The 25,528-nt window shown below is 48.3% G+C and carries 20 protein-coding genes and 5 tRNA genes; 1 reads left to right on the forward strand and 24 read right to left on the reverse strand.

Translation table 11 applies throughout. The features are described from left to right. Positions 1-59 precede the first annotated feature (59 nt). The 21 genes from rplW to VLX91_04930 all read right to left on the reverse strand — a co-directional run bounded on the left by rplW (position 60) and on the right by VLX91_04930 (position 18,815). On the reverse strand, positions 60-347 hold the full coding sequence (rplW, locus tag VLX91_04830; GenBank protein ID HUI29521.1) for a 50S ribosomal protein L23: 288 nt from the start codon (positions 345-347) through the stop codon (positions 60-62). Beyond that, positions 344-982 carry a 50S ribosomal protein L4 gene (gene rplD / locus VLX91_04835; GenBank protein HUI29522.1) on the reverse strand — a complete coding sequence of 213 codons (639 nt, stop codon included), beginning with the start codon at positions 980-982 and terminating at the stop codon, positions 344-346. The genes rplW and rplD overlap by 4 nt, the downstream gene beginning before the upstream one ends. A gap of 7 nt (positions 983-989) precedes the next feature. After that, positions 990-1,610, reverse strand: coding sequence for a 50S ribosomal protein L3 (gene rplC, locus VLX91_04840; protein HUI29523.1), 621 nt, complete (start codon positions 1,608-1,610; stop codon positions 990-992). A gap of 59 nt (positions 1,611-1,669) precedes the next feature. After that, complete coding sequence (rpsJ, locus tag VLX91_04845) at positions 1,670-1,978, reverse strand: 30S ribosomal protein S10 (GenBank protein HUI29524.1); 309 nt, start codon at positions 1,976-1,978, stop codon at positions 1,670-1,672. 51 nt (positions 1,979-2,029) lie between these two features. Further along, complete coding sequence (gene tuf / locus VLX91_04850; GenBank protein ID HUI29525.1) at positions 2,030-3,244, reverse strand: elongation factor Tu; 1,215 nt, start codon at positions 3,242-3,244, stop codon at positions 2,030-2,032. A 73-nt stretch (positions 3,245-3,317) separates the two neighbouring features. Beyond that, the gene (gene fusA, locus VLX91_04855) at positions 3,318-5,411 is read right to left on the reverse strand and encodes an elongation factor G (protein ID HUI29526.1); all 2,094 of its coding nucleotides are present in this window, start codon (positions 5,409-5,411) and stop codon (positions 3,318-3,320) included. 45 nt (positions 5,412-5,456) lie between these two features. Beyond that, positions 5,457-5,924 carry a 30S ribosomal protein S7 gene (rpsG, locus tag VLX91_04860; protein ID HUI29527.1) on the reverse strand — a complete coding sequence of 156 codons (468 nt, stop codon included), beginning with the start codon at positions 5,922-5,924 and terminating at the stop codon, positions 5,457-5,459. A gap of 21 nt (positions 5,925-5,945) precedes the next feature. Continuing rightward, positions 5,946-6,326 (reverse strand): 30S ribosomal protein S12, encoded by a 381-nt coding sequence (gene rpsL / locus VLX91_04865; GenBank protein HUI29528.1) that lies wholly within the window; start codon positions 6,324-6,326, stop codon positions 5,946-5,948. Between the two features lie 130 nt (positions 6,327-6,456). Beyond that, positions 6,457-10,734, reverse strand: a complete 4,278-nt coding sequence (gene rpoC, locus VLX91_04870; protein HUI29529.1) for a DNA-directed RNA polymerase subunit beta' — start codon at positions 10,732-10,734, stop codon at positions 6,457-6,459. A gap of 65 nt (positions 10,735-10,799) precedes the next feature. After that, positions 10,800-14,639: a DNA-directed RNA polymerase subunit beta gene (gene rpoB / locus VLX91_04875; GenBank protein HUI29530.1), complete on the reverse strand. Its 3,840-nt coding sequence runs from the start codon at positions 14,637-14,639 to the stop codon at positions 10,800-10,802. Between the two features lie 158 nt (positions 14,640-14,797). Then, positions 14,798-15,181, reverse strand: coding sequence for a 50S ribosomal protein L7/L12 (gene rplL, locus VLX91_04880; GenBank protein HUI29531.1), 384 nt, complete (start codon positions 15,179-15,181; stop codon positions 14,798-14,800). A gap of 35 nt (positions 15,182-15,216) precedes the next feature. Then, positions 15,217-15,747 (reverse strand): 50S ribosomal protein L10, encoded by a 531-nt coding sequence (gene rplJ, locus VLX91_04885; GenBank protein ID HUI29532.1) that lies wholly within the window; start codon positions 15,745-15,747, stop codon positions 15,217-15,219. 80 nt (positions 15,748-15,827) lie between these two features. After that, on the reverse strand, positions 15,828-16,529 hold the full coding sequence (rplA, locus tag VLX91_04890; GenBank protein HUI29533.1) for a 50S ribosomal protein L1: 702 nt from the start codon (positions 16,527-16,529) through the stop codon (positions 15,828-15,830). Positions 16,530-16,554: 25 nt separating this feature from the next. Continuing rightward, the gene (rplK, locus tag VLX91_04895) at positions 16,555-16,980 is read right to left on the reverse strand and encodes a 50S ribosomal protein L11 (protein HUI29534.1); all 426 of its coding nucleotides are present in this window, start codon (positions 16,978-16,980) and stop codon (positions 16,555-16,557) included. Between the two features lie 13 nt (positions 16,981-16,993). Then, entirely contained in the window at positions 16,994-17,716 is a 723-nt protein-coding gene (gene nusG, locus VLX91_04900) for a transcription termination/antitermination protein NusG (GenBank protein HUI29535.1), read from the reverse strand. A gap of 10 nt (positions 17,717-17,726) precedes the next feature. Beyond that, positions 17,727-17,909 carry a preprotein translocase subunit SecE gene (gene secE, locus VLX91_04905; GenBank protein ID HUI29536.1) on the reverse strand — a complete coding sequence of 61 codons (183 nt, stop codon included), beginning with the start codon at positions 17,907-17,909 and terminating at the stop codon, positions 17,727-17,729. An 87-nt stretch (positions 17,910-17,996) separates the two neighbouring features. Continuing rightward, positions 17,997-18,069: transfer RNA gene (locus VLX91_04910), tRNA-Trp, on the reverse strand. 281 nt (positions 18,070-18,350) lie between these two features. Beyond that, a tRNA-Thr gene (locus VLX91_04915) sits at positions 18,351-18,423 on the reverse strand. 68 nt (positions 18,424-18,491) lie between these two features. Further along, positions 18,492-18,564, reverse strand: a tRNA-Gly gene (locus VLX91_04920). A 45-nt stretch (positions 18,565-18,609) separates the two neighbouring features. Beyond that, positions 18,610-18,693, reverse strand: a tRNA-Tyr gene (locus tag VLX91_04925). A 49-nt stretch (positions 18,694-18,742) separates the two neighbouring features. After that, positions 18,743-18,815 (reverse strand) — tRNA-Thr (locus VLX91_04930). A gap of 251 nt (positions 18,816-19,066) precedes the next feature. Here VLX91_04930 and VLX91_04935 point away from each other — a divergent pair. Further along, positions 19,067-20,191, forward strand: a complete 1,125-nt coding sequence (locus VLX91_04935) for a DUF362 domain-containing protein (GenBank protein ID HUI29537.1) — start codon at positions 19,067-19,069, stop codon at positions 20,189-20,191. Positions 20,192-20,299: 108 nt separating this feature from the next. Here the strand turns inward: VLX91_04935 and VLX91_04940 are convergent, their stop codons facing one another. From VLX91_04940 to VLX91_04950, 3 genes are all read right to left on the reverse strand, one after another. After that, the gene (locus tag VLX91_04940; protein ID HUI29538.1) at positions 20,300-21,409 is read right to left on the reverse strand and encodes a cellulase family glycosylhydrolase; all 1,110 of its coding nucleotides are present in this window, start codon (positions 21,407-21,409) and stop codon (positions 20,300-20,302) included. A 133-nt stretch (positions 21,410-21,542) separates the two neighbouring features. Next, positions 21,543-23,939 (reverse strand): hypothetical protein, encoded by a 2,397-nt coding sequence (locus tag VLX91_04945; GenBank protein ID HUI29539.1) that lies wholly within the window; start codon positions 23,937-23,939, stop codon positions 21,543-21,545. A gap of 74 nt (positions 23,940-24,013) precedes the next feature. Next, positions 24,014-25,510 carry an MFS transporter gene (locus tag VLX91_04950; GenBank protein ID HUI29540.1) on the reverse strand — a complete coding sequence of 499 codons (1,497 nt, stop codon included), beginning with the start codon at positions 25,508-25,510 and terminating at the stop codon, positions 24,014-24,016. Positions 25,511-25,528 lie beyond the last annotated feature (18 nt).

Genomic DNA, 25,528 nt, shown 5'->3' on the forward strand with positions numbered 1-25,528 from the left:
GTTTTAATTTCTTTAAGCCCATTTCAAAATCCTTTTCATGCTGTATCCGCTCGTTGCCATCAGGCTGTCCCGAGCAGATCTATTGTGAAACCTTCCTTCAGAGTTATAATGGCTTTTTTTCTGTTTGCCCTTCTTCCTTCGAACCTGCCCCGCCTTGTCATCGAGGTAATAGATTTGCCCTTAACAACAATCGTGCGGACGCTTTTCACTTTTACATTGAACCGCTTTTCAATTTCTCTCTCAATTTCTATCTTGTTTGAATCCTTCGAAACTTCAAAAACATATTGCTGGTGCTCCTGCAGTTTCGTGTTCTTCTCGGTCAAAAGAGGTCTAACGATCACACTCATGCTGCCGCTCCGACTAACTTGTTTTGTAGAACATCTAATGCACTCTTTTGGAAAACGATCACATCGTTGTTAAGTAATTCGTAAGGAGACACGCCGATGGCTTCCTTCGCAAAAACCTCCGGCAAATTTCGCACGGAAAGAGAAATCGCTTTATCATCCTTTGGAAGGAGCATCAGTACTTTTTTTCCTTTCAGCCCGAGCGAATTTAATATCTGGGTGACATGCTTCGTCTTCGTTTCAGAGAGACTGAAATCTTCGACCACCATCAAGCCGTTATCTTTCGCTTTGTATGACAGCGCGGATTTCTTGGCCAGAGTCTTGACCTTGTCGTTCACTTTTTTCTCATAACTATGCGGCTGAGGCCCGAAGATGGTGCCACCGCCGACCCATACCGGATTCCGTATCGAACCGCTCCTTGCACGGCCGGTATGTTTTTGCTTCCACGGCTTCTTTCCGCCGCCGCTTACTTCACCACGCATTTTCGTCTTGTGTGTACCCTGACGAGCGTTTGCAAGATATGCCGTAACGGCTTGATAGATCGCCTGGTCGTTCGGTACTATCTCAAATACAGCCGGCGAAAGCTGAACCGTCTCGCCAGTCTTACTTCCATCGATTTTCAATACTTCTAATTGCATTTTCGTCTCACTTCCATATCTGGACGTAACCGTTTGTCGGACCAGGTACCGGACCTTCGACCAAAATCAGATTCGAGTCTGGAATCAGTCGGACCACCTTTAAATTTTTTATAGTGGAACGTTTGCCGCCCATCCTTCCCGCCATTCTGAGACCTTTGAATGACCTCGAGGGATAAGAAGAACTGCCTACTGAACCCGGAGCTCGGAGCCTGTCGCTTTGTCCATGAGTCACCGCACCGCCGCCGAAATGATGCCGCTTCACGACACCTTGAAAGCCCTTGCCTTTCGAAGTTCCCGTGACGGAAACCTTGTCACCGATCGCAAAGACTTTATCGGCACTGATCACATCGCCCAATTTATACGAGCCGATTTCAAAGCCATCGAATTCACCGAGCAATGCCGCCGGTTTTATTCCAGCCTTCGCAAAATGGCCCTTCAATGGTTTGTTGACGACGCGTTCCGGCTTCTCTCCGAACGCAATTTGCAGCGCCTCGTATCCGTCGCGCTCTTTTGTCTTTATCGCGGTAACCGGACACGGACCAGCTTCAATGACGGTGACGGAGATTGAATTCCCTTTGTCATCGAACACATTAGTCATGCCGATTTTTTTTCCCAGCAGACCCTTCATGGCATAATTCTCAATTTATAATTCATCATTTAGAAATTAAGATTTGAAATCCCTTATCGTCAGACTTTCATTTCGACATCGACGCCCGCGGGCAAATCCAGCTTCGTCAACGAGTCGACGGACTTCGAGGACGCATTGTAAATGTATATAAGACGTTTGTGCTGTCGAAGCTCAAACTGCTCGCGACTTTTTTTGTCGACGTGCGGCGAACGTAAAACGGTATAAATCGTTTTCTTCGTCGGCAGCGGAATAGGTCCTGAAACAACTGCTCCCGTCGATTTTATCGTCCTGACGATTTTTTCTGCCGATTTATCTATCAGAGCATGATCGTAAGATTTCAATTTAATCCTGATAGTCTGACCAGTCACGCGTACCTCGTATGTAGATTGTAGAACTTCAGTTCTTGACCTTCAAATATTTTATTCTAAGATTTTCGTAACGACACCCGCTCCGACGGTGTGTCCGCCTTCACGAATAGCGAACTTAAGGCCTTCTTCCATCGCGATCGGGATTATCAATTCGATCTTCAGGCCATCCACGTTATCACCGGGCATCACCATCTCCGTGCCGGCAGGAAATTCAGTTGCGGCACCTGTGACGTCTGTTGTGCGGAAATAAAATTGTGGACGATAATTCTTGAAGAACGGCGTGTGTCGTCCGCCTTCTTCTTTGCTCAGCACGTAAACCTGCGCATTAAACTTTGTGTGCGGGGTAATCGTACCCGGCTTCGCAAGAACCATTCCGCGCTCCAGTTCCGTTTTCTCTACCCCGCGCAGGAGAACTCCAATATTGTCGCCGGCCATGCCTTCATCGAGTTCCTTTCTGAACATCTCAAGACCCGTGCAGACGGCCTTCTTATGAGCACCCAGCCCGATAACTTCGAGTTCCTCGCCGACCTTTACCTTTCCGCGCTCGACTCTTCCGGTTCCGACTGTGCCACGACCCGTGATGGTGAAGACATCTTCTACCGGCATCAGGAACGGTTTGTCAATGTCGCGCTTCGGGAGCGGAATGTAGCTGTCAACGGCATCAAGCAGATCGTAGATGCATTTAAATCGGGGATCATCCGCCTTTGCATTTGGATCGCTCCCGGCTTCCATGGCTTTCAGCGCGCTTCCCCGGACGACGGGAATTTCATCGCCTGGGAATTCATATTTTTTCAAAAGATCACGGACTTCAACTTCGACCAGATCGAGAAGCTCGGGATCGTCGACCATGTCCACCTTGTTCATGAAAACCACGATTTTCGGGACGTTCACCTGACGTGCAAGAAGGACATGCTCGCGCGTTTGAGGCATCGGTCCATCATTTGCCGCAACAACGAGAATGGCTCCGTCCATCTGAGCGGCGCCGGTAATCATGTTCTTTATATAATCCGCGTGTCCCGGGCAATCTACGTGAGCGTAATGCCGCTTCGCAGTTGAGTATTCAACGTGGGCAGTAGCGATAGTTATGCCGCGCGCTTTCTCCTCCGGTGCGTTATCGATGCTGTCGAAACTCCTCGCAGATGCCAGACCCTTCTTCGAAAGGGCGAGCGTTATTGCAGATGTAAGGGTTGTCTTACCATGGTCAATGTGCCCGATCGTGCCGACATTGATATGCGGCTTGCTCCGATCAAATTTCTCCTTTGCCATTTAAATTCTCCTTATGATTTTTTCAAACTATTAAACAAGACCAAAGAGGAACTATTGAACAATGAAATTACCATCATGCAGCAACAGACTCCTTGCCGCGAACTTTTTCGATGATCTGCTCGGCAATGCTTCGTGGTACCTCATCATAATGAGAGAACTGCATCGTGAAGATTGCGCGTCCCTGCGTCATGGAACGGAGCGACGTTGCGTATCCGAACATCTCCGAGAGCGGGACCATCGCTTTTACAACCTGAGCATCTTTCCGAGAGCCAATTCCCTCGATGCGGCCGCGGCGCGAATTCAAATCTCCCATGACATCGCCCAGATATTCTTCCGGCGTGACAACCTCAACATCCATGATAGGTTCGAGCAAAACCGGATCGGCTTTCTTAGAGCCGTCTTTGAACGCAATACTTCCTGCAATCTTAAAAGCCATTTCACTCGAGTCGACCTCATGGAACGATCCGTCAAACAGTTTTGCTTTAACATCAACTACAGGATACCCGGCGAGCACGCCGCTCTGCAGTGCCTCTTGGATGCCCTCAGCAACTGCAGGAACATATTCTTTAGGGATTACGCCGCCAACAATTGCGTTTGTAAATTCAAAACCTTTTCCTTTTTCATTAGGCTCGATTTCAAGCCAAACGTCTCCGTATTGACCATGGCCTCCCGATTGCCTTATGAACTTACCTTGCTGAGTGACTTTCTTTCTAATCGTCTCCTTATAAGCAACCTGCGGTCTTCCCACGTTCGCCTCGACTTTGAATTCACGTCTTAGTCGATCGACGATAATTTCAAGGTGAAGCTCTCCCATCCCACTGATGATCGTCTGGCCTGTCTCTTCATCTGTCGACATTCTAAAAGTCGGGTCTTCCTCAGTCAGCTTTACGAGAGATTCTCCAAGCTTTTCCTGATCCGCTTTAGTCTTCGGCTCGATGGCAACATGGATAACCGGCTCCGGAAACTCCATTTTCTCCAAAACAATAGGAGCATTTTCATCACACAGTGTGTCGCCCGTCTTCGTATGTTTCAGCCCCACCGCGGCAACTATATCGCCCGTGAAAGCGGTTTCGATGTCCTCGCGGTGATTGGCGTGCATCCTGAGAACACGTCCGATTCGTTCCTTTCTGCCGGTGATTGAATTAAATACATAAGATCCGCCGGAAAGCGTGCCGCTGTACACGCGGAAAAAGGTCAGCTTGCCGACATACGGGTCCGTCATGATCTTAAATGCCAACGCAGAAAATTTTTCGTCATCGGAAGGCTCACGTGAGATTTGCTGTCCGTTGGGATCATGTCCATGAGTTGCGCCGACATCGATCGGAGACGGAAGAAAATCGACGACGGAATCCATCAAGCGCTGAACACCTTTATTCTTAAACGCGGTTCCACAGGCTACCGGAACAATTTTTCCATCTATCGTCGCTTTTCTGATAGTCGAAATAATTTCGTCTTCAGAAATTTCTTTTCCGTCTAAATATTTTACGAGAAGTGAATCATCAATATCGGAAACTGCCTCGAGAAGCTTCGTCCTGTACTCCTGCGCAATTTTCTGCAGGTCGTGAGGAATGTCGTACTCTTCCCAGGTAGTTCCCAAGTTTGTCTCGCTGTACATCACGGCTTTCATCTTAATGAGGTCAACCACCCCGGAGAACAAATCGCCTTCGCCAATCGGGAGTTGAATGGGAACCGGATTCGCTTTTAACCTGTCTTTCATCATCTGGATGACATTGAAAAAATCTGCTCCAACGCGGTCCATCTTGTTCACAAATGCGATTCGAGGAACTCCGTATTTGTCGGCTTGTCGCCACACCGTTTCAGATTGCGGTTCGACTCCTCCGACAGCGCAGAAAAGTGCGATAGCACCGTCGAGCACGCGAAGAGAACGCTCAACCTCGATCGTAAAATCGACATGTCCCGGAGTATCAATAATATTTATCCGGTGATCTCTCCAAAAACAGGTAGTCGCAGCGGAGGTGATTGTAATTCCCCGCTCCTTTTCCTGTTCCATGAAATCCATGGTGGCAGCGCCATCATGCACTTCCCCCATGCGGTGAGTTTTTCCTGTATAGAAAAGTATTCTTTCAGTCGTAGTCGTCTTGCCTGCATCTATATGCGCCATTATCCCGATATTGCGTGTTCGTTCTAACGGATATTCTCGAGTCATAAATCTATGTTTAACCTTCCAACGCTATTCATTATTTACTTAGCATCACCATCTATAATGAGCAAACGCTTTATTTGCCTCAGCCATCTTGTGTGTGTCTTCACGTTTCTTTATCGCGTTCCCTTCTCCATTGGAAGCTGCGATTATCTCGGCGGCAAGTTTAAGCGACATCGATTTATCTTTTCGATCTCGTGCATATCTGATGAGCCACCTCATTCCGAGAGCGAGACTTCTTTCCGGACGAACTTCGCTCGGAACCTGATACGTAGCTCCACCGACTCTTCTTGCCCGGACTTCGATAATCGGTTGAACATTAGTCAGGGCTTTCCTGAAAACGTCGAGCGGATTGTTCTTCGTGCGCTGTTCGACGACATCGAGTGCGTCATATAATATCCGACGTGCCAGATGTTTCTTGCCGCAACTCATGATGTTGTTCACAAATTTCGCAATGAACACATCGTTATATTTTGGGTCAGGTATGACCTGACGCCTATCAGAGCGTTTTTTCCTCATTTCAAACTCTTTTTGTTATTCTTATGCAGAAGCTTTAGGCTTCTTGGCACCGTACTTTGATCTGCCCTGCTTCCTGTCCGTTACGCCGGCAGTATCAAGGGTGCCTCTGATGATGTGGTAACGCACGCCTGGGAGATCTTTCACGCGGCCGCCCCTAATCAAAACGATAGAGTGTTCCTGAAGATTGTGTCCCTCTCCCGGGATATAGGCTGTCACTTCAATTCCGTGTACCAGTCTAACGCGCGCAACTTTGCGGAGAGCCGAATTCGGCTTCTTTGGTGTGGTAGTATAAACGCGGGTGCATACACCTCGCTTTTGCGGGCTTCCCTGAAGCGCGGGGGACTTACCTTTCAGGAGGAGTCTTCTTCTCCCCTGCCTTATCAGTTGGTTAATTGTCGGCAATGTTTTCCTCCAAAATACGTACCTTCATCATAGATAAAAAATATAAAAGATATTCACCAAATATTCAAGAAATCTCGGCAAAAAAACGGGGAGAAAGCTTGTTCTCCCCTGTTGAAAGATTTTCTCTGGATCAGGAGGCAACCTTCTGGCTGGGCACTTCTTCCTCCTCAGGTTCACCTTCCTTTTCAAGTATCTCCGCTTCAGTCAGGATCAAATTGCGGAATTTCTTAAGGCCGGTTCCAGCGGGAATCAGCTGCCCGATGATGACATTCTCTTTCAAACCGATAAGCTTATCGAGTTTTCCTTCGACAGAGGCGTCGGTCAAGACTTTTGTCGTTTCCTGGAACGAAGCCGCAGATATGAAGCTGTCAGTCGAAAGCGCGGCAGAAGTTATTCCGAGCAGAACATCCTCCGAGGTTGCAGGAACCGCATCGCGAAACTCGGCAACTTTCTTTTTTGCGCGCCTTAGGTCACGATTCTTCGCCATAACCAGGGCACGCTCCACAATTTGGCCGACCCTGTATTTGGAATCACCTTTTGCAGAGACGACGACCTTCTTGCTGATCCCGGCGTTCTCTTCTCGAATCCTGTGAACATCCGCAATGTCACCTTCAAGGAACGGAGTGTCCCCGGAATCGACGACGCGAACTCGCTGAAACATCTGACGCACAATTACTTCGATGTGCTTATCGTTGATTGTAACGTTCTGCTGCCGGTAAACTTCCTGTATCTCGTCCAGAAGATACTTCTGGACATCAGCAGGTCCTTTGATTTTCAAAATATCATGAGGATCGATCGGGCCGTCCGTTAACCGCTCGCCGGCAATGACAAAATCATTCTCTTGTACCAGAATGTGCTGACGCAGGGACACCTTATAGGTTTTTCTGTCTTTTCCGTCCGCGCTGGTAACTATGACTTCCTTTGTTCCTCTTGATTGTCCACCGAAACTGATGTAACCGTCTATTTCGCTAACGGTGGCAGGGTCTTGAGGGGCACGGGCTTCAAATAATTCCTGTACTCTTGGAAGACCGGTAGTCACGTCGCGAACACGCGACAATTCTTTCGGTTTCTTCGCAAGCGTTTCGCCGGACTGCACTTCCTCACCGTCTTCGACGACGATATGGGCACCCACAGGCAGGTTGTAAGTCCGCCTTACTTTGTTGCCATGGAGAATTTCCACGGATGGCGTCACATTTTTATCGATGCTTTCTATGACGACTTTTTCAACCTGGCCCGTTTGTTCATCCGTTTGTTCGCGGTATGTTCCGTCCTTCTTCAAATCAACCCAACGAACTTTGCCGCCGAATTCAGTCAATATCAACGTGTTGTACGGATCCCATTGATATACCAAATCACCTTTATTGACAGCGGCGCCTTCTGCAAGAAGCAAGTGTGCACCTTGAGGCACGTCCATCTTCTTTATGGCGCGATTGTCTTTATCGAGAATGTGTATGACGCCATGGCGTCCCAACAATACTTTCTCAGGCTTTCCGGTTGTACGGTTAGCATAATCAACCAGCGGCTGCATGTTTTCGAATCTTAATCTTCCCTCGGAAGGCGCAATAACATTCGACTCCTGCGACTCCACGCTTGCGACGCCGCCAGTATGGAACGTGCGCAATGTCAATTGAGTACCGGGTTCACCGATGCTCTGAGCAGCAATGATTCCGACCGCGTCTCCGATCTCCACCATCTTGCCCGTTGCGAGGTTTCGCCCGTAGCATTTAGCGCAGACTCCGCGAGGAGCCTCGCACGTGAGCACCGAACGAATGTCCACGCTGTCGATCGCGGTGTTTGCAATTTTCTCCGCGAGATCTTCGGTAATTTCCTCGCCGCCTTTGAGGATAATCTCGTTTGTCAGAGGATCAATTACGTCGTATAAAGCGACACGGCCGAGAATACGTTCCACCAGAGTTTCTTGAACGCGCTCGCCGTCTTTGATGGCGCTGACTGAAATACCTCTGATTGTCCCGCAATCATCGCTTGCAATAACAACATCCTGAGAAACATCGACAAGTCTTCGTGTAAGGTAGCCTGCATCGGCAGTTTTCATGGCGGTATCTGCAAGACCTTTCCTCGCACCGTGCGTCGAGATGAAGTACTCCAGAATCGAAAGTCCCTCACGGAAATTCGCGATGATCGGGTTCTCGATAAGGTCACCGACCTGGCCCGTGAGAGATTTCTGAGGTTTCGCCATCAGGCCGCGCATCGCTGCAAGCTGCTTAACCTGATCCTTCGAACCTCGGGCGCCGGAATCAAGCATCATCCATATTGAATTGAAACCTTCTTTGGATACTGACAGAGTCTTATACGCCGCGTCGCTTACCAGGTTGGTCGCTCTCTGCCAGACGTCGATGATCTTATTGTACCGCTCTCCGGCAGTGATGAAGCCACCTTCATAGCTGGCTTCTATCTCTTTAACTTCGCGGTCAGATATGTCGATGAACTTTCTCTTGACCTCCGGAATTATCACGTCGCTGACGTTAATCGAAAGCCCGGCAGCAGTTGCAGTTTCAAAGCCGAGCTCCTTCAGGTCATCGAGAAATTTCGCAGTCTTAAGCGGTCCCGCTTTCTTATATGACTCCGCAATGATTGAAATGATTTTGCTCTTGGTGAGAACCTCGTTTATGAATCCAAGCTCACCGGGCACGATTTCATTGAACAAGACTCTACCGGGCGTCGTATCAATAAACTCACCGGCTATTTTGAACTTGATCGGATCGTGGTAGCTGATTTTTTTCCACTCCAGCAAAAGCCGAATTTCGTCAATAGATGCAAAGCACACTGTAGAAGATTCGGAGCCGCTCTTTCTTATTTTTGTGAGATAGTATAGCCCGAGCACCATGTCTTGCGTTGGATGCACGATCGGCTTACCGTGTGCAGGAGAAAGCAAATTATGACTCGACAGCATCAGAATGCGCGCTTCGAGTTGAGCCTCAAAAGACAGTGGTACGTGCACTGCCATCTGGTCGCCATCGAAGTCCGCATTGAACGCCGTGCAGACCAACGGATGCAATCTTATCGCCTTCGCATCGACCAGGACCGGCTGGAAGGCCTGGATGCCAAGTCTATGTAAAGTCGGCGCACGGTTCAACATAACCGGATGACCTTCAACGATGGACGGCAGGACCTCCCAAACTTCCTTTACTTTTCTATCGACAAGTCTCCGTGCAGTCTTAGCCGTTTTCGCTTCGCCGCGCTCCAAAAGTTTTCGGATGATCATCGGCTTGAAAAGTTCTACCGCCATATCTTTCGGCAAACCGCACTCATGCAGCTTAAGCTCAGGGCCGACCACAATAACAGATCGACCGCTATAGTCAACACGCTTTCCGAGCAAGTTCTGTCTGAACCTTCCCTGCTTCCCTTTAAGAACATCGGAGAGAGATTTCAGCGCGCGCTGGCTGTCCGAGTTGACTGCACTTATTCTGCGGCTATTGTCGAGCAATGCATCGACGGCTTCCTGCAGCATTCTTTTTTCATTGCGCAAAATCACTTCCGGCGCTTTTATGTCGATCAATCTCTTCAACCGATTGTTCCTAATAATCACACGCCTGTACAAATCATTAAGGTCGCTTGTGGCAAACCTGCCGCCCTCAAGCGGAACCAAAGGACGCAGTTCGGGCGGGATGACCGGTATGACTTCAAGGACCATCCACTCCGGCTTGTTAATAAACTCTTCCCCGTCTCTTGATCTGAACGCCTCCGCGACTTTAAGCCGTTTGAGCAAATCAAGCCTTTTCTGCTCGGACTTTTCGGTACGCGCGCCGACGCGAAGTTTTTCGCTCAGCTCATCGACATCCACCCTCTTCAACATCTCTTTGATGGCTTCACCGCCTATCTTGATCACGACTTTTCTGGAGTCCGTATCGTCAAGCTCATTGTTGTGAGGATACTTCTCAAGTAATTCGTAATATTGTTCTTCGGTAAGCAACTCACCTTCTGTGAGATCAGTGGCAGCACCTGGTTGTACCACGACGTAGGATTCATAATAAACCACCTTTTCCAAATCCTTAGTCGACATGCCGAGAAGGTTTCCGATTTTGCTCGGCAATGAACGCAAGTACCATATATGAACGACGGGAGTCGCGAGCGTTATATGCCCCATTCTCTCACGACGTACGCTCTTCTGCGTGACCTCGACACCGCAACGATCGCATACAATTCCCTTGTATCTGATCTTCTTGTACTTACCGCAGTGGCACTCCCAGTCTCTGACCGGTCCAAATATTTTCTCACAGAAGAGCCCATCTTTTTCAGGACGATAAGATCTGTAGTTTATGGTTTCAGGCTTTGTGACTTCGCCGTGTGAACGGTCGATAATCGCATCCGGAGATGCGAGACTTATCCGGATACCGGTAATAACTCTGCGCGTTTGCTGCGCTTCACGGCGGAATTCAAAATTAGGCATCAAAAATATCCTCCTCCGAAGGAACCCTTCGGACATTTTTTATTGCGGCATACGTCATCGATTCTTTACTTGCCATTGCTTCGTCCAAATTCACCATCGTGCATAACTTTCACTTCGAGTCCTAGACCTTGAAGCTCACGTACCAGGACACTAAATGCCTCCGGAATTCCCGGTTCAGGCGTGTTGTCACCTTTGACAAGAGATTCAAATAGCTTGGACCGTCCGGGGACATCGTCGCTCTTCACGGTGAGGATTTCCTGGAGCACGTGAGACGCGCCATAAGCCTCGAGCGCCCACACCTCCATCTCTCCAAACCTTTGGCCACCGAATTGAGCCTTGCCTCCAAGCGGCTGTTGAGTTATCAGCGAATACTGTCCCGTCGATCGGGCATGAATCTTATCCTCGACCAGGTGATCGAGCTTCATCATATACATATAGCCGACGGTCACTTCATTGGCAAAAAGTTCTCCGCTCTTACCATCGTAAAGAGTCGTCTTAGAGTTTTCATCGAGTCCAGCTTTACGAAGTTCTCCTTGCACTTCTTCCCAAGTCGCGCCGTCAAATATCGGAGAGGCGTACTTCACTCCGAGTTTCTTCGCGGCCCATCCGAGGGCAGTCTCATAAAGCTGGCCGATATTCATGCGAGACGGCACACCGAGGGGGTTCAAGACAACTTCAACGGGCGTTCCGTCCGGCATAAATGGCATATCCTCCTTCGGCACAACTATGGAGACTACGCCCTTATTACCATGGCGCCCTGCCATCTTGTCGCCAACCTGCAGCTTCCGCTTCGAAGCAACATAAATCTTTGCAAGCTGGACAATTCCCGGGGGAAGCTCGTCGCCGGTGATCGCCTTATTTCTCTCACGCCGTGCCTCTTCTTCGAGGTCGAGAATTCGCGTGTGGTAATTTTTGTAAATCTGCTCGACGAGTTTGTTCTTGCGCGAGTTTTCGACCCACGGCTCGGTGAAGTCCAGCTTCTCAAGGTCGTCGAACTTCTCAAGCGTTTCTCGTTTGAGAACTGTCCCACTGCGGATGGCGACTGATTCATCTTTCGCTCGTATTCCGGCGGACTCTTCACCCTCAAGAACTTCAGTAAGCTTGTCGATGAACTTGCCGTGAACTTCGCCCTTCATGGTTTTCAACCATTTTTCTATCTCTTCTAATCGCTTTTTCTCTTCCTTTTTCGACTCCGCATCCTTTTTCTTCCTTGCAAAGAGTTTAGTATCAATTACGACGCCACGCATCCCGGGAGGAGCCTTAAGAGATGCATCCTTTACGTCGCCTGCCTTGTCGCCGAATATTGCACGCAAGAGTTTCTCTTCCGGTGTCACATCTGTTTCCCCCTTCGGAGTTATCTTTCCGACAAGGATGTCGTTTTCGACAACTTCCGCACCGACTCTGACGACGCCATTCTCATCAAGATTCTTTGTCATCTCTTCCGATACGTTAGGAATATCGCGGGTAAGTTCTTCCTCCCCGCGCTTCGTGTCTCTGACACTGGTCTCGAGCGCCTGGATGTGAATCGAGCTGAATGCATCTTGTGCAACAAGGTCCTCGCTGACAATGACCGCATCTTCGAAATTATATCCGTGCCACGGCATGAAGGCCACAAGCACGTTTCTACCGAGAGCGAGTTCTCCGGTTTCGGTTGAGCATCCGTCCGCAAGCACATCGCCCTTTTTGAACCTCCGGCCGACATTGACGAGAGGTTTCTGGTTTACCGTTGTGTCCTGGTTCGTTCTGAAGAACTTGCGCAGCTTGTATTCGGCAGTTCTCAAATCTTCAAAGCTGGCAATCACCTCATCAGATTTTTCATTTATGTCATACCTGACCACAATTCGGCTGGCGTCTACACCCTCCACGACGCCGTCGTGTTGCGCAATTATCAGTGATCGTGAGTCAACCGCAACCTTCAGTTCAAGCCCGGTTCCAACAAGAGGAGCTTCATTGCTCACGAGAGGGACTGCCTGACGCTGCATGTTTGCGCCCATCAGTGCTCTGTTCGCATCGTCGTGCTCGAGGAATGGTATTAAAGCCGCCGCAGGGCTGACAATCTGGTTCGTTGCAACATCCATGAAATGTATCTCTGAAGGCTTCTCAAGGATGAAGTCTCCATGAAACCTCGCACGCACGCGGTCAGTTCCAATTTTTCCTTTCTCGCCTACAGGCGTATTAGCCTGCCCAATTTTGTACTCATCCTCCTGCGCAGCACTCAGGTATACGATTTCGTCTGTAACGACTCCGTTGACGACTTTGAAATACGGCGTCTCAATGAATCCGAAGTCATTCACCCTGCCGTGGACCGCAAGTGAAGAGATCAAGCCAATGTTCGGGCCTTCAGGTGTTTCAATGGGGCATAGACGACCATAATGGGTATAGTGGACATCGCGGACTTCAAATCCAGCCCGCTCTCTCGTCAATCCCCCCGGTCCGAGAGCGCTCATTCTTCGTTTATGTGTCATCTCGGCGAGAGGATTTGTCTGGTCCATGAACTGAGAAAGCTGGCTCGTCCCGAAAAATGAATTCAGGACGGTCGTAATAACGCGAGCGTTTACCAAACCCTGCGGGGTGAAGTTCTCCTCATCGTGAATATTCATCCTTTCCTTGACGTTTCTCACCATTCTTGTCAAAGCAAGATTGAATTGAGATTCCAACTGCTCCCCGACGGTCTTTATACGCCTATTTCCCAAATGATCGATGTCATCGATCTGCCCTTCATCACGCCGCAACTTCAGCATGTAATCGATGATGGCAACGATGTCATCCTTCGCAAGAACAGTAACCGTGGTTGGAATATCGAGACTGAGCTTTGCGTTCATTCTATAACGACCGACGTTCCCGAGATCGTAACGCTTCTCACTAAAAAACATTTTCTCAAGAAGTCCTCGCGCGGTCTCAGTGTCCTGCGCTTCAACGGAACGGAGTTCCTGATAAATTTTCTTCAAGGCGACTTCACTCGAACCCGTGGAATCTTCCCTGATCGTGTTGAACAGAATCGGATCATCACCTTTGCGAGTGCTCTTTAGAAATCTGAGTTTCTTTACATTCGCCTTCTTTATTATGCCAACCTGCTCTTCAGTCAGTTTTAATTCTTCAAGCGACATATCCGAAGTATCGATTATTACCTCGCCGGTTTTTGTATCAACCACATCGCTTACGAGTCTTCTACCCACATAATCATTCAAGTTAACTTTGGAAACATTGATTTCTTCAACCTGATCAAACAAATCGAGTATGTCTTCATTCTTTTCATATCCAAGAGCGCGAAGAAGAGTGGTCGCATAGAATTTTTTCTTGCGATCAATATAGACCCATAATATGTTATTGATGTCCGTCGTGAACTCAAGCCAGGCGCCCCTCATCGGAATGACGCGCGAGCTCCAGATTCTGGCGCCGTTCGGATGCTCGGTTTCTACAAAGAACACCCCGGGCGACCGATGAAGCTGGCTCACCACGACACGCTCCGCTCCGTTTATTATGAAGGTCGCACGATCCGTCATGTATGGGATAGAACCGAGGTAGACCTCCTGCTCCTTCGCCTCCATATATCCTTCCTTGCCGGGATCGGGATCTTTGCTTGCCAAACGAAGCTTGGCCTTAAGAGTCACGGAGTACGTCAAACCTTTCTCTATACACTCCTCGACCCCGTAGCGAGGCTTTTCTATGCTATACTCGACAAAACCTAAGGCAAAATGTTCCTTGTTATCGTAGATGGGGAAATTAAGCTGAAACACTCCCTGCAGGCCCATCGATTTCCTTTTCTTGGCCTGCACATCTTCCTGAAGAAATTTTTTGAAAGACTGAATCTGCACATCGAGCAAATCAGGGTAATCCACCCTCTGAGGAATCTTTGCAAAGTTTATTCGCCCTGAATCCTGTCCGTTAGAATTAAGACTCTTCAACGTAGTCACGCTCCTCTAAATATTTTTCAAAGAGAAAATTAAATCGCAGGCAAGAAACGCATGTAAAACGGCTGATCCGTCCAGAAAAAACCTGAACGGATTGCCAGTTTAAACTTATCCACTACTGATGAAACGTTCAAACGCCTGCCAAAGTTCAGTTACTTCAGCTCGACAGTTGCTCCAGCCTCTTCTAATTCTTTTTTCAGCTTTTCCGCGTCTGCCTTGGATAACCCTTCTTTAACTACTTTTGGAGCGCCGTCAACAAGGTCCTTTGCTTCTTTGAGACCGAGACCCGTTGCTGCACGCACCACCTTAATCACATTTATCTTTTGCGCACCGGTGCTTGCCAGGTGAACATCGAATTCTGTTTTCTCCTCTGCAGCGGGAGCTGCGGCAGCGGCGGCGCCTGCCCCTCCGGCAATCACGACCGGAGCTGCCGCTGTGACGCCAAATTTATCCTCCAGTGCTTTCTTTAATTCCGACGCTTCTAAGAGAGTAAGTTGGCTTATTTTTTCTACCAGATTTTGGACAACTTCTGACATTTTTTATTTCTCCTTTTAAAATTCTTGTTAGTAATCTATGATGCCTGTTGCGGGAGCTTTTCCCCTACGGCATCAATCACCATAACTAGGTCGCGCATTACTGCAGAAATCGATCCGGCTATTCCCGCGATCGGCGACTGCAAACTGCCGAGAATTGAGGCGACAACCTCCGCTTTCGACGGCATCGATGCAAATTCGGCAAGCCTTTTCCCATCAAAAACCTGCTTGTCAACGACAAAAGCCTTTGTCGTGGGTTTCTGATTCTTGTCAAAGAATTTCTTCAGAACTTTCGCCGGTGTAGTAGGGTCGTCACTCCCAAATGCTACGGCAGTCTGTCCGACCATGTACTCGTTCACACTTTGATCGGACGAAAAACCTAGCATGGCCTTCTTGATCAATGTATTCTTGACGACCTTATACTTCACTCCGTTTTTCTGGAACTCCCGGCGCAGTTCATTGCTTTCCGCAACGGTCATTCCGGCAAAGTCGGTGAAGAAAAGGCTGCTCGAATTGGACATCAGGTCCGTCACTTCAGCGACGATCTGTTCCTTTTCGTTCCTTTTCATCTATTCCTCGATGATTGAAATAATTTTTTAACTTATCCCGATAAAGTCGGGAAGGGCTTAGAAGCGCTTAGTGCGTAAACTCAATGAATTGCTGAAGCAACCGTCTTGTCAATCTTGACGGACGGGCCCATCGTCGATGATATAGCGACGGTCTTTATGTACTGACCTTTGGCAGAAGCGGGCTTCAGGCGGTTGATCGCAGCAAGAAATGTATTCACGTTATCGACAAGCTTTTGCTTATCGAACGATGCTTTGCCCACGACCGAGTGCAAATTTCCAGCCTTGTCAACCCTGAACTCGATTTTTCCAGCCTTAATTTCTGTGACGGCTTTGCCAACGTCCATCGTGACCGTTCCGCTTTTCGGATTAGGCATCAAACCTTTCGGACCGAGCACCTTGCCCAGTTTTCCAACGTCTGCCATAGAATCGGGCGTAGAAACTATTACATCTATATCCGCCCAGCCTTCCTGGAGCTTCTTGATGTAATCATCGAAGCCAACATGGTCTGCGCCGGACTGCTTAGCTTCGTCCTGTTTCTGCACTTGTTTCGTCAAGACCAAAACGCGCACTTTTTTTCCGATGCCATGTGGCAAAGAAACCGTGCCACGAATTGCCTGATCGGCATGACGCGGATCGACACCCAGCCGAATCGCTATGTCAATCGTTTCGTCGAACTTGGCCTTGGCGGTTGTTTTGATTTTTTCCACCGCCTCGTCGACCGAATACTCTTTTGATTTTTCAATTTGTTTTGATACTTCCGTGAACCGCTTGCTATGTTTCATTTCTAAAACTCTTATTTTTGTATTCTTAGCCTTCTACCACAATTCCCATGCTTCGGGCAGTGCCCGCTACCATGCTTATCGCAGACTCGATGTCGGTCGTATTCAGATCCGGCAATTTCATCTCTGCAATTTTCTTGACCTGCTCGCGAGTGACTTTGCCGACTTTCAGACGATTTGGTTCTCCAGATCCTTTTTCTAGTTTAGCTTCCTTCACCAGAAGCACCGATGCGGGAGGAGTCTTCGTTATAAATGTAAATGACTTGTCAGAGAAAACCGTGATCACTACAGGTATGATTAGTCCTTGCTTATCCTGCGTGCGGGCGTTGAACTGCTTACAAAACTCCATTATGTTCACGCCCTTCTGACCAAGTGCAGGTCCAACTGGCGGTGCAGGCGTTGCCTGTCCAGCAGGTATCTGCAATTTTACAAAGCCTACAACTTTTTTAGCCATTATTCACCTGGGTTTATCTTTCTAGTTCAACTTCGGTAAAATTCAATTCAACGGGAGTCGGCCTGCCGAATATCGTTACGGTCACTTTGAGTTTCATTTTGTCTTCGTTGACCTCTGAGACTTCTCCTTTGAAGGTCGAAAATGGACCGCTGATGACTTTCACCTTGTCGGAAATTTTGAAAGGAACTTCGGTAACCTGCCGCTCTTCATGCTCGTCCATTCTCCCTTTGAGCCTGACAACCTCGTCCGGACGAAGCGGACTCGGCGCGCCTTTCGGACCGACAAAACTTATTATCGATGGCACGCTTTGTATGAAGGCCTTGACACGATCATCCATCTCCGCTTCAACCATTACGTATCCGGGCATGAAATTCCTTGTCTTGACCTTCTTCTTGCCACTCTCGCTGATCGTCGGAACTTTTTCAGTTGGGATAACGATTTCCCCGAACTTTGCTTTTAGATCGGAATCCTTCAACTGACTTTCCAAATAAGCCACTGTTTTGCCTTCCTGGCCCGAATAAGTCCGAACAACATACCACCTTTTGGTAGTTGATCTTACTGCCTCGACCGGTGTCTGAGGCACATCAACTTCTCCTGTGGTATGAACCTCCGCCTCATCGACCTTTGGCGAAGATTCATCCTGGGCCGGATTCGGCTGGACTTCAGAATCTCCTTCGGGCAGGTTCCCTTGTGAGGGCTCGTCTGCCGGAATTTTTGGATCTATTTCCTCATTCATAAAACCGTTCTCAGAATACCTTTCTCAAGCTCCAGTTAACAATCAGATCGACTGCATATACAAAGACAGCGATAATAAGCGTCGCCACAAGTACAACTCCGGTCGAATCTTTTAATTCATCCTTGGTCGGCCAGGTGACTTTTTTCATTTCCTTCACCACGTCATTGAAAAAACCAATTATTTTCTCTTTCATTCCTTTTCCTCGGTTGTGCACGCCGGTGTGCTCAGACATTTGCTCCCGGATAGCTGTACGGCGAATACAGACACATCGGCGTACAAGCACGTCAGGAGGGACTCGAACCCCCAACCTGCGGTTTTGGAGACCGCTGCTCTACCAATTAAGCTACTGACGTATCTCATGACCAAAATCTTCCACCCACGGGATCTCTCAAGAAAATTCCAAATTTTCAACCTTGATCTTTCCATTGAGAACTCAAGATCAAAAATTTAAAATTCTTATTTCGTCTCCTTATGCGATGTATGCTTGTTGCAAAAGCGGCAATATTTCTTATACTCGACTCTTCCTGTCTGCTTCCTCTTGTTTTTTGTTGTCGTATAATTTCGATGTTTGCAAACCGTGCATTCGAGTGTGACTATGTCCCTCATTGTTTTTCCTTAATATATGAAATTAGCGAGCTGACGACGGGACTCGAACCCGTGACCTACGCCTTACCAAGGCGTTGCTCTACCAGCTGAGCTACGTCAGCAAAAACCGGCAGAACGACTTTGCCATACCATGGTATATCCGAGGAATCCTGCCGTATCCTCAGTGTTGAGCGGGAGACGGGACTCGAACCCGCGACCAACAGCTTGGAAGGCTGTGACTCTGCCAACTGAGTTACTCCCGCGAATAATCGGCGTACCATCTTACAACCTTGTAAATGAACGAGCTGTGGGCGGCGGGGGATTCGAACCCTCAAAGGCCTAAGCCAACGGATTTACAGTCCGCCCCGGCTCTCCAACTCCGGCGTCCGCCCATAAGCCTTGTACCAAGTCCCGACAAATCGGGACGAAGCATCGCAGCCGAGCTGGCGAAGGGATTTGAACCCCCGACCTGCTGATTACAAGTCAGCTGCTCTACCAACTGAGCTACGCCAGCGTACATATCTTGAGCTTATAAATTTAACAAAATTTGCCAAAAAGTCAAGGTGCAAAAGAAACTTGATAAGTGTCACAAAAACAGCGACATAGCTTCCCACCAAAGCGGCGCTTCATTTTCAGGCATTCTTTTTGTTGCTTCACACTTCAAACTCCTACGTTCGCGGCGAATTTAGATCCATTATCGATTGCAGTATCACAAGGTTCAGTGTAATACTTTGATAAAATCACACTGCCTGTTATTTTCTTTTTATGACAAAATCAAAGGTCGCAGTAATAAGAACTAAGCCAATCACTGTACTCGAAGACATTCAGCGATTAACCGAACTGGGTGAAATGGAGACCGCTCTCGACAAAAGTGCGGCGACAATTCTTAAAGATAATATTTCATGGCACTTCCCTTTTCCCGGAGCAAACACGACCCCCTGGCAAATGGAGGGGACGATACTCTCTTTGAAAAAAATCGGCTGCAAAGAAATCGTTTGCGTTCAAAATAAGACGGTAGTCACAAACGCGTTCAAAGGAGAAGACCTCAATAATTATGTGCCGATTTTTCGGCGGTACGATATCCCGGTTCTGTATAATTTCAAAGAAGAAGACATGACATGGATCGAGTATAAACCGAAAGCACAGATGCATGTCCTGTATAATGTTTATCCGGATGGGATCTATATCCCGGAATATTTCATTGGAAAAAACATCGTTCATCTTCCGACAATCAAAACTCATATTTATACCACCACTACCGGAGCAATGAAGAACGCCTTCGGCGGGCTGCTCAACACGAAGCGGCACTATACTCATTCCTGGATTCATAAAACACTGGTTGATCTGCTCGCAATTCAAAAGGAGATCCACAGCGGCATTTTTGCTATCATGGATGGGACAACTGCGGGGAACGGGCCCGGTCCAAGAACGATGTTCCCGGTAGTGAAAGATCATATACTCGCGAGCGAAGACCAGGTTGCAATTGATGCAGTCGCGGCAAAGATGATGGGATTTGATCCAATGTCCATTGAGTACATAAGAGTAGCACATGAAGATCGCTTAGGTATTGGCGATCCGCGTGAGATCGAAATCGCGGGCGATGACATATCTAACGAGTCATGGGGATTTTCTGTCGGAGACAATGGAGCGAGTTTGGTCGGGGATATCCTTTGGTTCGGACCTTTGAAGAAGGTTCAAAATTTGTTCACTCGGACACCACTTGTTGGGGCGCTCATTTTAGGATCCGAGGTGTATCACGATTACTATAGATGGCCGTTGAAAGACAGAAAAACTTTTGAACGCTGGCGCGCAAATACACATTGGGGCAAGTTATTTCAGCAATACGAGCAGACAGAACTGATGTTGGACACACAGAACGTAGAAGAGTGATGACGTTCAGAATCTTGTGAAGACATGGTTCACAGGTGATCTTGCATCTGCCTCAATTAGTTGCGCTGCCATCGATCTTTGACTTGCAGTTAAGAATTGTTTACAGATTCATCTTCCGTTAGACTTCTCTGAAGAATCAGCGCCAGTAACGAGTCCGTGCGCTGCAGCCTCAAAGAATTTTCCGCCTTCATTCAATTTGAATTCTTCCCACGACTGCAGCATCGCCGGCTGCCACAAAGGATCCAGTATCCACCATATCCAGCTTATGTGGTTCTTGCTAAAGTATTTTATGACCGAATTTCCAAATTCAAGATTCGCCTGCCAATCCGGCAAAGTAAAGCCTAGTTCCGTTGCAACAAGCGGATACTTTGCCGCGACAAATCCGAAGTCCTCATTCCACTTCGGCTCATAAGGTGGCGTTCTCTTGTGCGGATACGGATGGACTGAGTAAGCGATTCCCTCAGCGTCAATCGATGCATAGCGAATCGGTGACAAATCGTAAGCCCAATCGAATCCAGCTACCAACGGTATGCTCTGATTGTTGTAGGCTCTGATCAACTTTATCAGTTCTTCATTGATCTCTTTCCATTGATCCCACGAAACACTGCCTAGTTTTCCGAGCTGATTCGTCGGCTCATTGAATAATTCCGAGAAAGCAACAGTATGATGTCCACTGTAGCGGCCGGCGATGGTTGCCCAGAAATCAAAAGTCTCCTGAAGGCTGGTTACATAAACACTGTTCTGGTATAATCCCTTCTCGAGATTTCCGATGGAGTGCCAGTCGATGTCGACATACAAGCTCTCCTCCGTGCACCATTCGACCGCCTGATCAAGGAGCTTCAAATACTTTTCCGGTGTCCTGTCGCGCCACGCCGCAGGATGAACGGGGAGCCTCACCAAATCCGCCCCCAAACGCTTTGCCTCGATAAAAAGATCTTTGTTCCACACTCCTCTTTGTTCGAGATTGTCCGGATCAGCGACGGCAATGCCATGGAACAAGATTGTGTCACCGTTTGAATTGACAAATCTATTCCCGACTACTTTTATAAGCGGAAGGACTTTTGCATTCAGGGTGTCCGGTCGCTCACCGAATTGCCTGTCGGCATCCCAATTGTGTCCTCTCGTCCACGCCTTCGGTGGATCGATCTGAGCTGACGCCGTAACGAAAAAGCTTATGTAGGAAACGAAAATCAGAAATAGAGTGCCGCTATTCTTCATGGTATTCTCTTTTTAAAAATCTTCGGACGGTCCAATGGGTTAATCCACAAGTCCACTATTCTCACGCCGGAACGCTCCGTATAAGCCATGTGTGGCAGCTTCTTTGCAGAAACATTGTTCTGCATTCCAGCTCCTATCCCATCGTCACAATAACTTCATTTTCAACTTTCATTTTTGCCACAGGGATAAAATTATTTTCCAAGGGTTCCTCGTTCAAGACAATCTTCTTTACGCCCTTTTCCACACCTTTCGGATTTTCAACACGGATCCTCAAAATCTTTCCGCGGAACTTACGCTCAATGTCAAAAGATTTCCATTTCGCCGGTACGCAAGGATCAATTCGCAATCCATTTATCTCAGGTCGAACTCCGAGAATGAATCTCGTGATGGCATAATAAGTCCATGATGCCGAACCCGATAGCCATGGTATGCGCGATACGCCATGCTTGGGACTTTCCTTCGAGTGGGTCGACTGGCAGACAACATAAGGTTCAATTTCACGGATCTCTGCTTTCTTGTTATAAGCGGCCGGCAGATATGCCCGCAGGTATTCATATGCTTGATCGCCATGTCCCAGGATTGCCTCAGCCATCACTGCCCACGGTTGCGTGTGGACGAAAATACCAGCGTTCTCCTTGAGACCGGGATTGAAGAACGACGCTCTCACGACCTTATAATCTGTCTTCGTATACGGCGGATCACAGAGCGCGAGACCATACTTCGTAAAAAGCCGCTTGCGGACCTGTTGCATAGCCGCCTCAGCGTGCTCGCGAGAGGCGACCCCCGATATCACCGACCATGTTTGAGTATTCAGGAAAATCTGACCTTCAGCACAATCCTTCGAGCCGAATTTCACACCATCATGCCGAAAGCCGCGGGCGAACCATTCTCCGTCCCACGCATATCGCTTTATGTTCGCATCGAGTCTTTCGAGAATAAGCTTTGCCCACGACGATTCGTCCGCCTTCTTGAGAAAGAGAGCGACGTCAATATAGACCTTGAAGGCGTACCGAAGCTGCATTGTGACGAAAATCGATTCACCTTTCCGGCCAAATCTTAGTGTGTCGTTCCAGTCTGCCATCAAGCCGCACGGAAGTCCATGGGCACCGGACCTCTCCAGACTAAACTGGAGTGCACGTTTCATGTGAGCGAAAACCGTGTCGGCCCCTTTGTCGGCATATGGCAAAACTTTCCTGTAGAATTCAGTATCCCCAGTTTCCTCAACGTAAGCGGGAATGGCGTTGAAAAGCCAAAGGGCATCGTCTGAGCGATAGTCCTCTTCTTTCGGCGCAGGTTCGTGACCTGGGTTATGACTGAACGGCAAGATGACCGGCATTGCTCCGCCAGTCGAAACCTGGCCGGTTATCATCAGCTCCAATCGTTTCCTTGCTTCATCCGGAATTGCGTGTATGACACCAAGAAAATCTTGAACCGTGTCGCGATACCCCAACCCATCGCGATCGACGCCGGTGTAGACAAGACTTGCGGCTCGCGACCATGCGTAGGTTATCATTGAATTATAGATTCCCCAGGTATTGATTGTTGCGTTGAGTTCCGGGTCAGGAGTCTTCGCGCTAAACCCTTCGACCCGTTTGTGCCAGAATGATTTCAGCTCCGAGAATGCCTCATCAACCTTTTTAACCTGACGAAATTCATCTGCAGCTTCTTTTCCTTCCTTCTCGGCGCTTCCAATCCCAACGATGACGGCAAACTCTACAGTCTGACCCGGCCTCAGAGAAAACTTTACCTGGAGTGAACCGCAAGGATTATCTCCATACGCCAGGCTGTCAGAACATTTTCCCCGTTCAACTGCGATAGGATTTGCATAAGTCCGGTATGGACCAAGAAATACTTCACGATCTGTGTCGTAGCCGGAGACTTTTGCTCCTACCATGACTTGAAACGTATGACGACCCTGGTCCTTTTCCTTGAAATGTTCCGGCATCGCCGGGATGTTTATGTTTGTACCATGATCGATGATTCCATCAATAACCTTCATCTGCGCAATGTACTGAACATACTGGATGTTTAATAGATCATCCATAGCATTCCAGTTTCCTGCATACTCGAGATAACTAAATGCACTCAACGATCTTTTCTTCTTGGAGGCATTCGTGACTTTAACTTTCCAGATCTCGAAACAGCGACCGAGCGGCACAAAGTAAGTTACCTCAGATTTGATGCCGCTGTATTGAGACTCTATAATTGTATAGGCCATACCATGACGACAAATCGATTTGTATCTTGAAAGCGGTTTCCCTACGGGTTGCCATGATGCGGACCAGAAATCGCGTGTGCCATGATCATGGAAATAGATGTACCGGCCTGGCTGGTCCGTAGGAATGGAGTTGAAACGAAAACGGACAAATCGTCCCATCCCGCCGGATTTGTAAAAGCTGTAGCCGCCAGCATTGTTCGTGATTATCGCACCGTACTCCGTTGAACCCAGGTAGTTCGTCCATGGCTTCGGTGTGTCCGGACTAGCGATAACATATTCTTTGTGTTTGTCGTCAAAATTTCCGTACTGCATAGATTGCCCTTAATTTTGAATATTAGATTCTAAGTTTGAATTAAGGATTCATAATTCAAACTCACATTCAAATTTCACCTTGCCTCTGCAACACCGGCCGCAGCGCGTCTCGCTTCGACTTCTTCCTTTATCTTCTTGACCACGGGCTCGTTGAGTCCGTAGAAGAAAATGAGGAGCAGAACAGCGACAAGCCCTGGAACCACTGGAATAACGCTCATCATGGATTTTATGCCCGATAAGACCTCGACATTTTGTGCCACGTTGGCCTGGAACCCCGTCATAGCGAGAATCCATCCTGCGATGGCCGTACTGATGGCCCATCCCAATTTGTTAGACATGATAGAAGCGGAATAAACGAGACCTGTGGCCCTTCTTCCCGTCTTCCACTCAGAATAGTCAGCCGTGTCCGCGTACATCGCCCACAACAGCGGAGAGATCGGTCCACCGACGACAGAACCAACAATTTGAAGGATAAACATCCAGAGAAGATCCGCGGGCCCGAGCACGAAAAACAATCCCGTCGAAATCAGGGCAGCAACAAAAAGCGCGATAGCCGCGTTCTTCCTGCCGAATACGCGTGAAAACCAGGGAACGAGCAAAACTCCGAGAAGCGAAGATCCCTGTCCGACAACGTTGAAGAATGAAGCGAGAACCTCGTATCCGTACTTATGGCTCTCATCCACGAGAGAAATCGGCTGCTTTCCGAAGAATCCCCATAGCGGATTGATCACGTATCTGACCATGAAATTGATGAAATGCGTCATCCATGGAACAACCTGCTCGCTGACATAGTACTTAAAATAGTAAACTGTTGCATTGAGCCTTATCGCTACAAAAAGAATTAGCAGAATGGTCACGCCAAATAATACAATCCATGGAGTGTTCTTGGAAATATCCTTAAGATCGCCCCTGACTGATGTCTTCTCTTTTGACATCGGCTGGATCCGTTCGTGCGTGGAGAAAAATACTATCGTAAAGAAAATTATTGCAACGATTGCGTAGAGCACCATGGTCGTTTGCCAGCCTTTTGCGCTGTTCCCGCCTCCGAAGTACTCGGCGAGCGGCAACGCGGTGGCTGAAACAACTATACCGGCAGAGTATGCACCGACAAACTTGAAAGAAGAAGCGCTCGTTCGTTCGTTGGGTTCGCCGCTTATCACGCCGAGGAGCGACGTATAAGGAATATTTATTGCCGAATAGAAGAACATGAACGCAATGAACGTCACATAGGCGTAGACGAGTTTTCCCGTCGGAGAGAAGCCAGGAGTGGAGAACGCTAGCACGGCGGCTATCGCGAGCGGGAGAGACATCCAGATCAGATACGGCCTGAACTTGCCCCAACGCGTTTGTGTACGGTCCGCGGTCATGCCGATGCCGACATCAAAGAAAGCGTCCAGCGCCCTCGAGATCGCGATCATGGTACCCGCGGCGGCGGCGGCTAATCCGAATACATCCGTGTAAAAGAAAAGTAAGTACACCATAATTGTCTGCCAGAATAGAACAGATGCAAAGTCACCGCATCCGTATCCAGTCTTTTCCAAGAAAGAAAGTTTCTGACTATCTGTGCTCATATACAGCTCCTTATTGTT

The organism is Candidatus Acidiferrales bacterium (assembly GCA_035515795.1).
Taxonomy (GTDB): Bacteria; Bacteroidota; Ignavibacteria; order Kryptoniales; family JAKASW01; genus JAKASW01.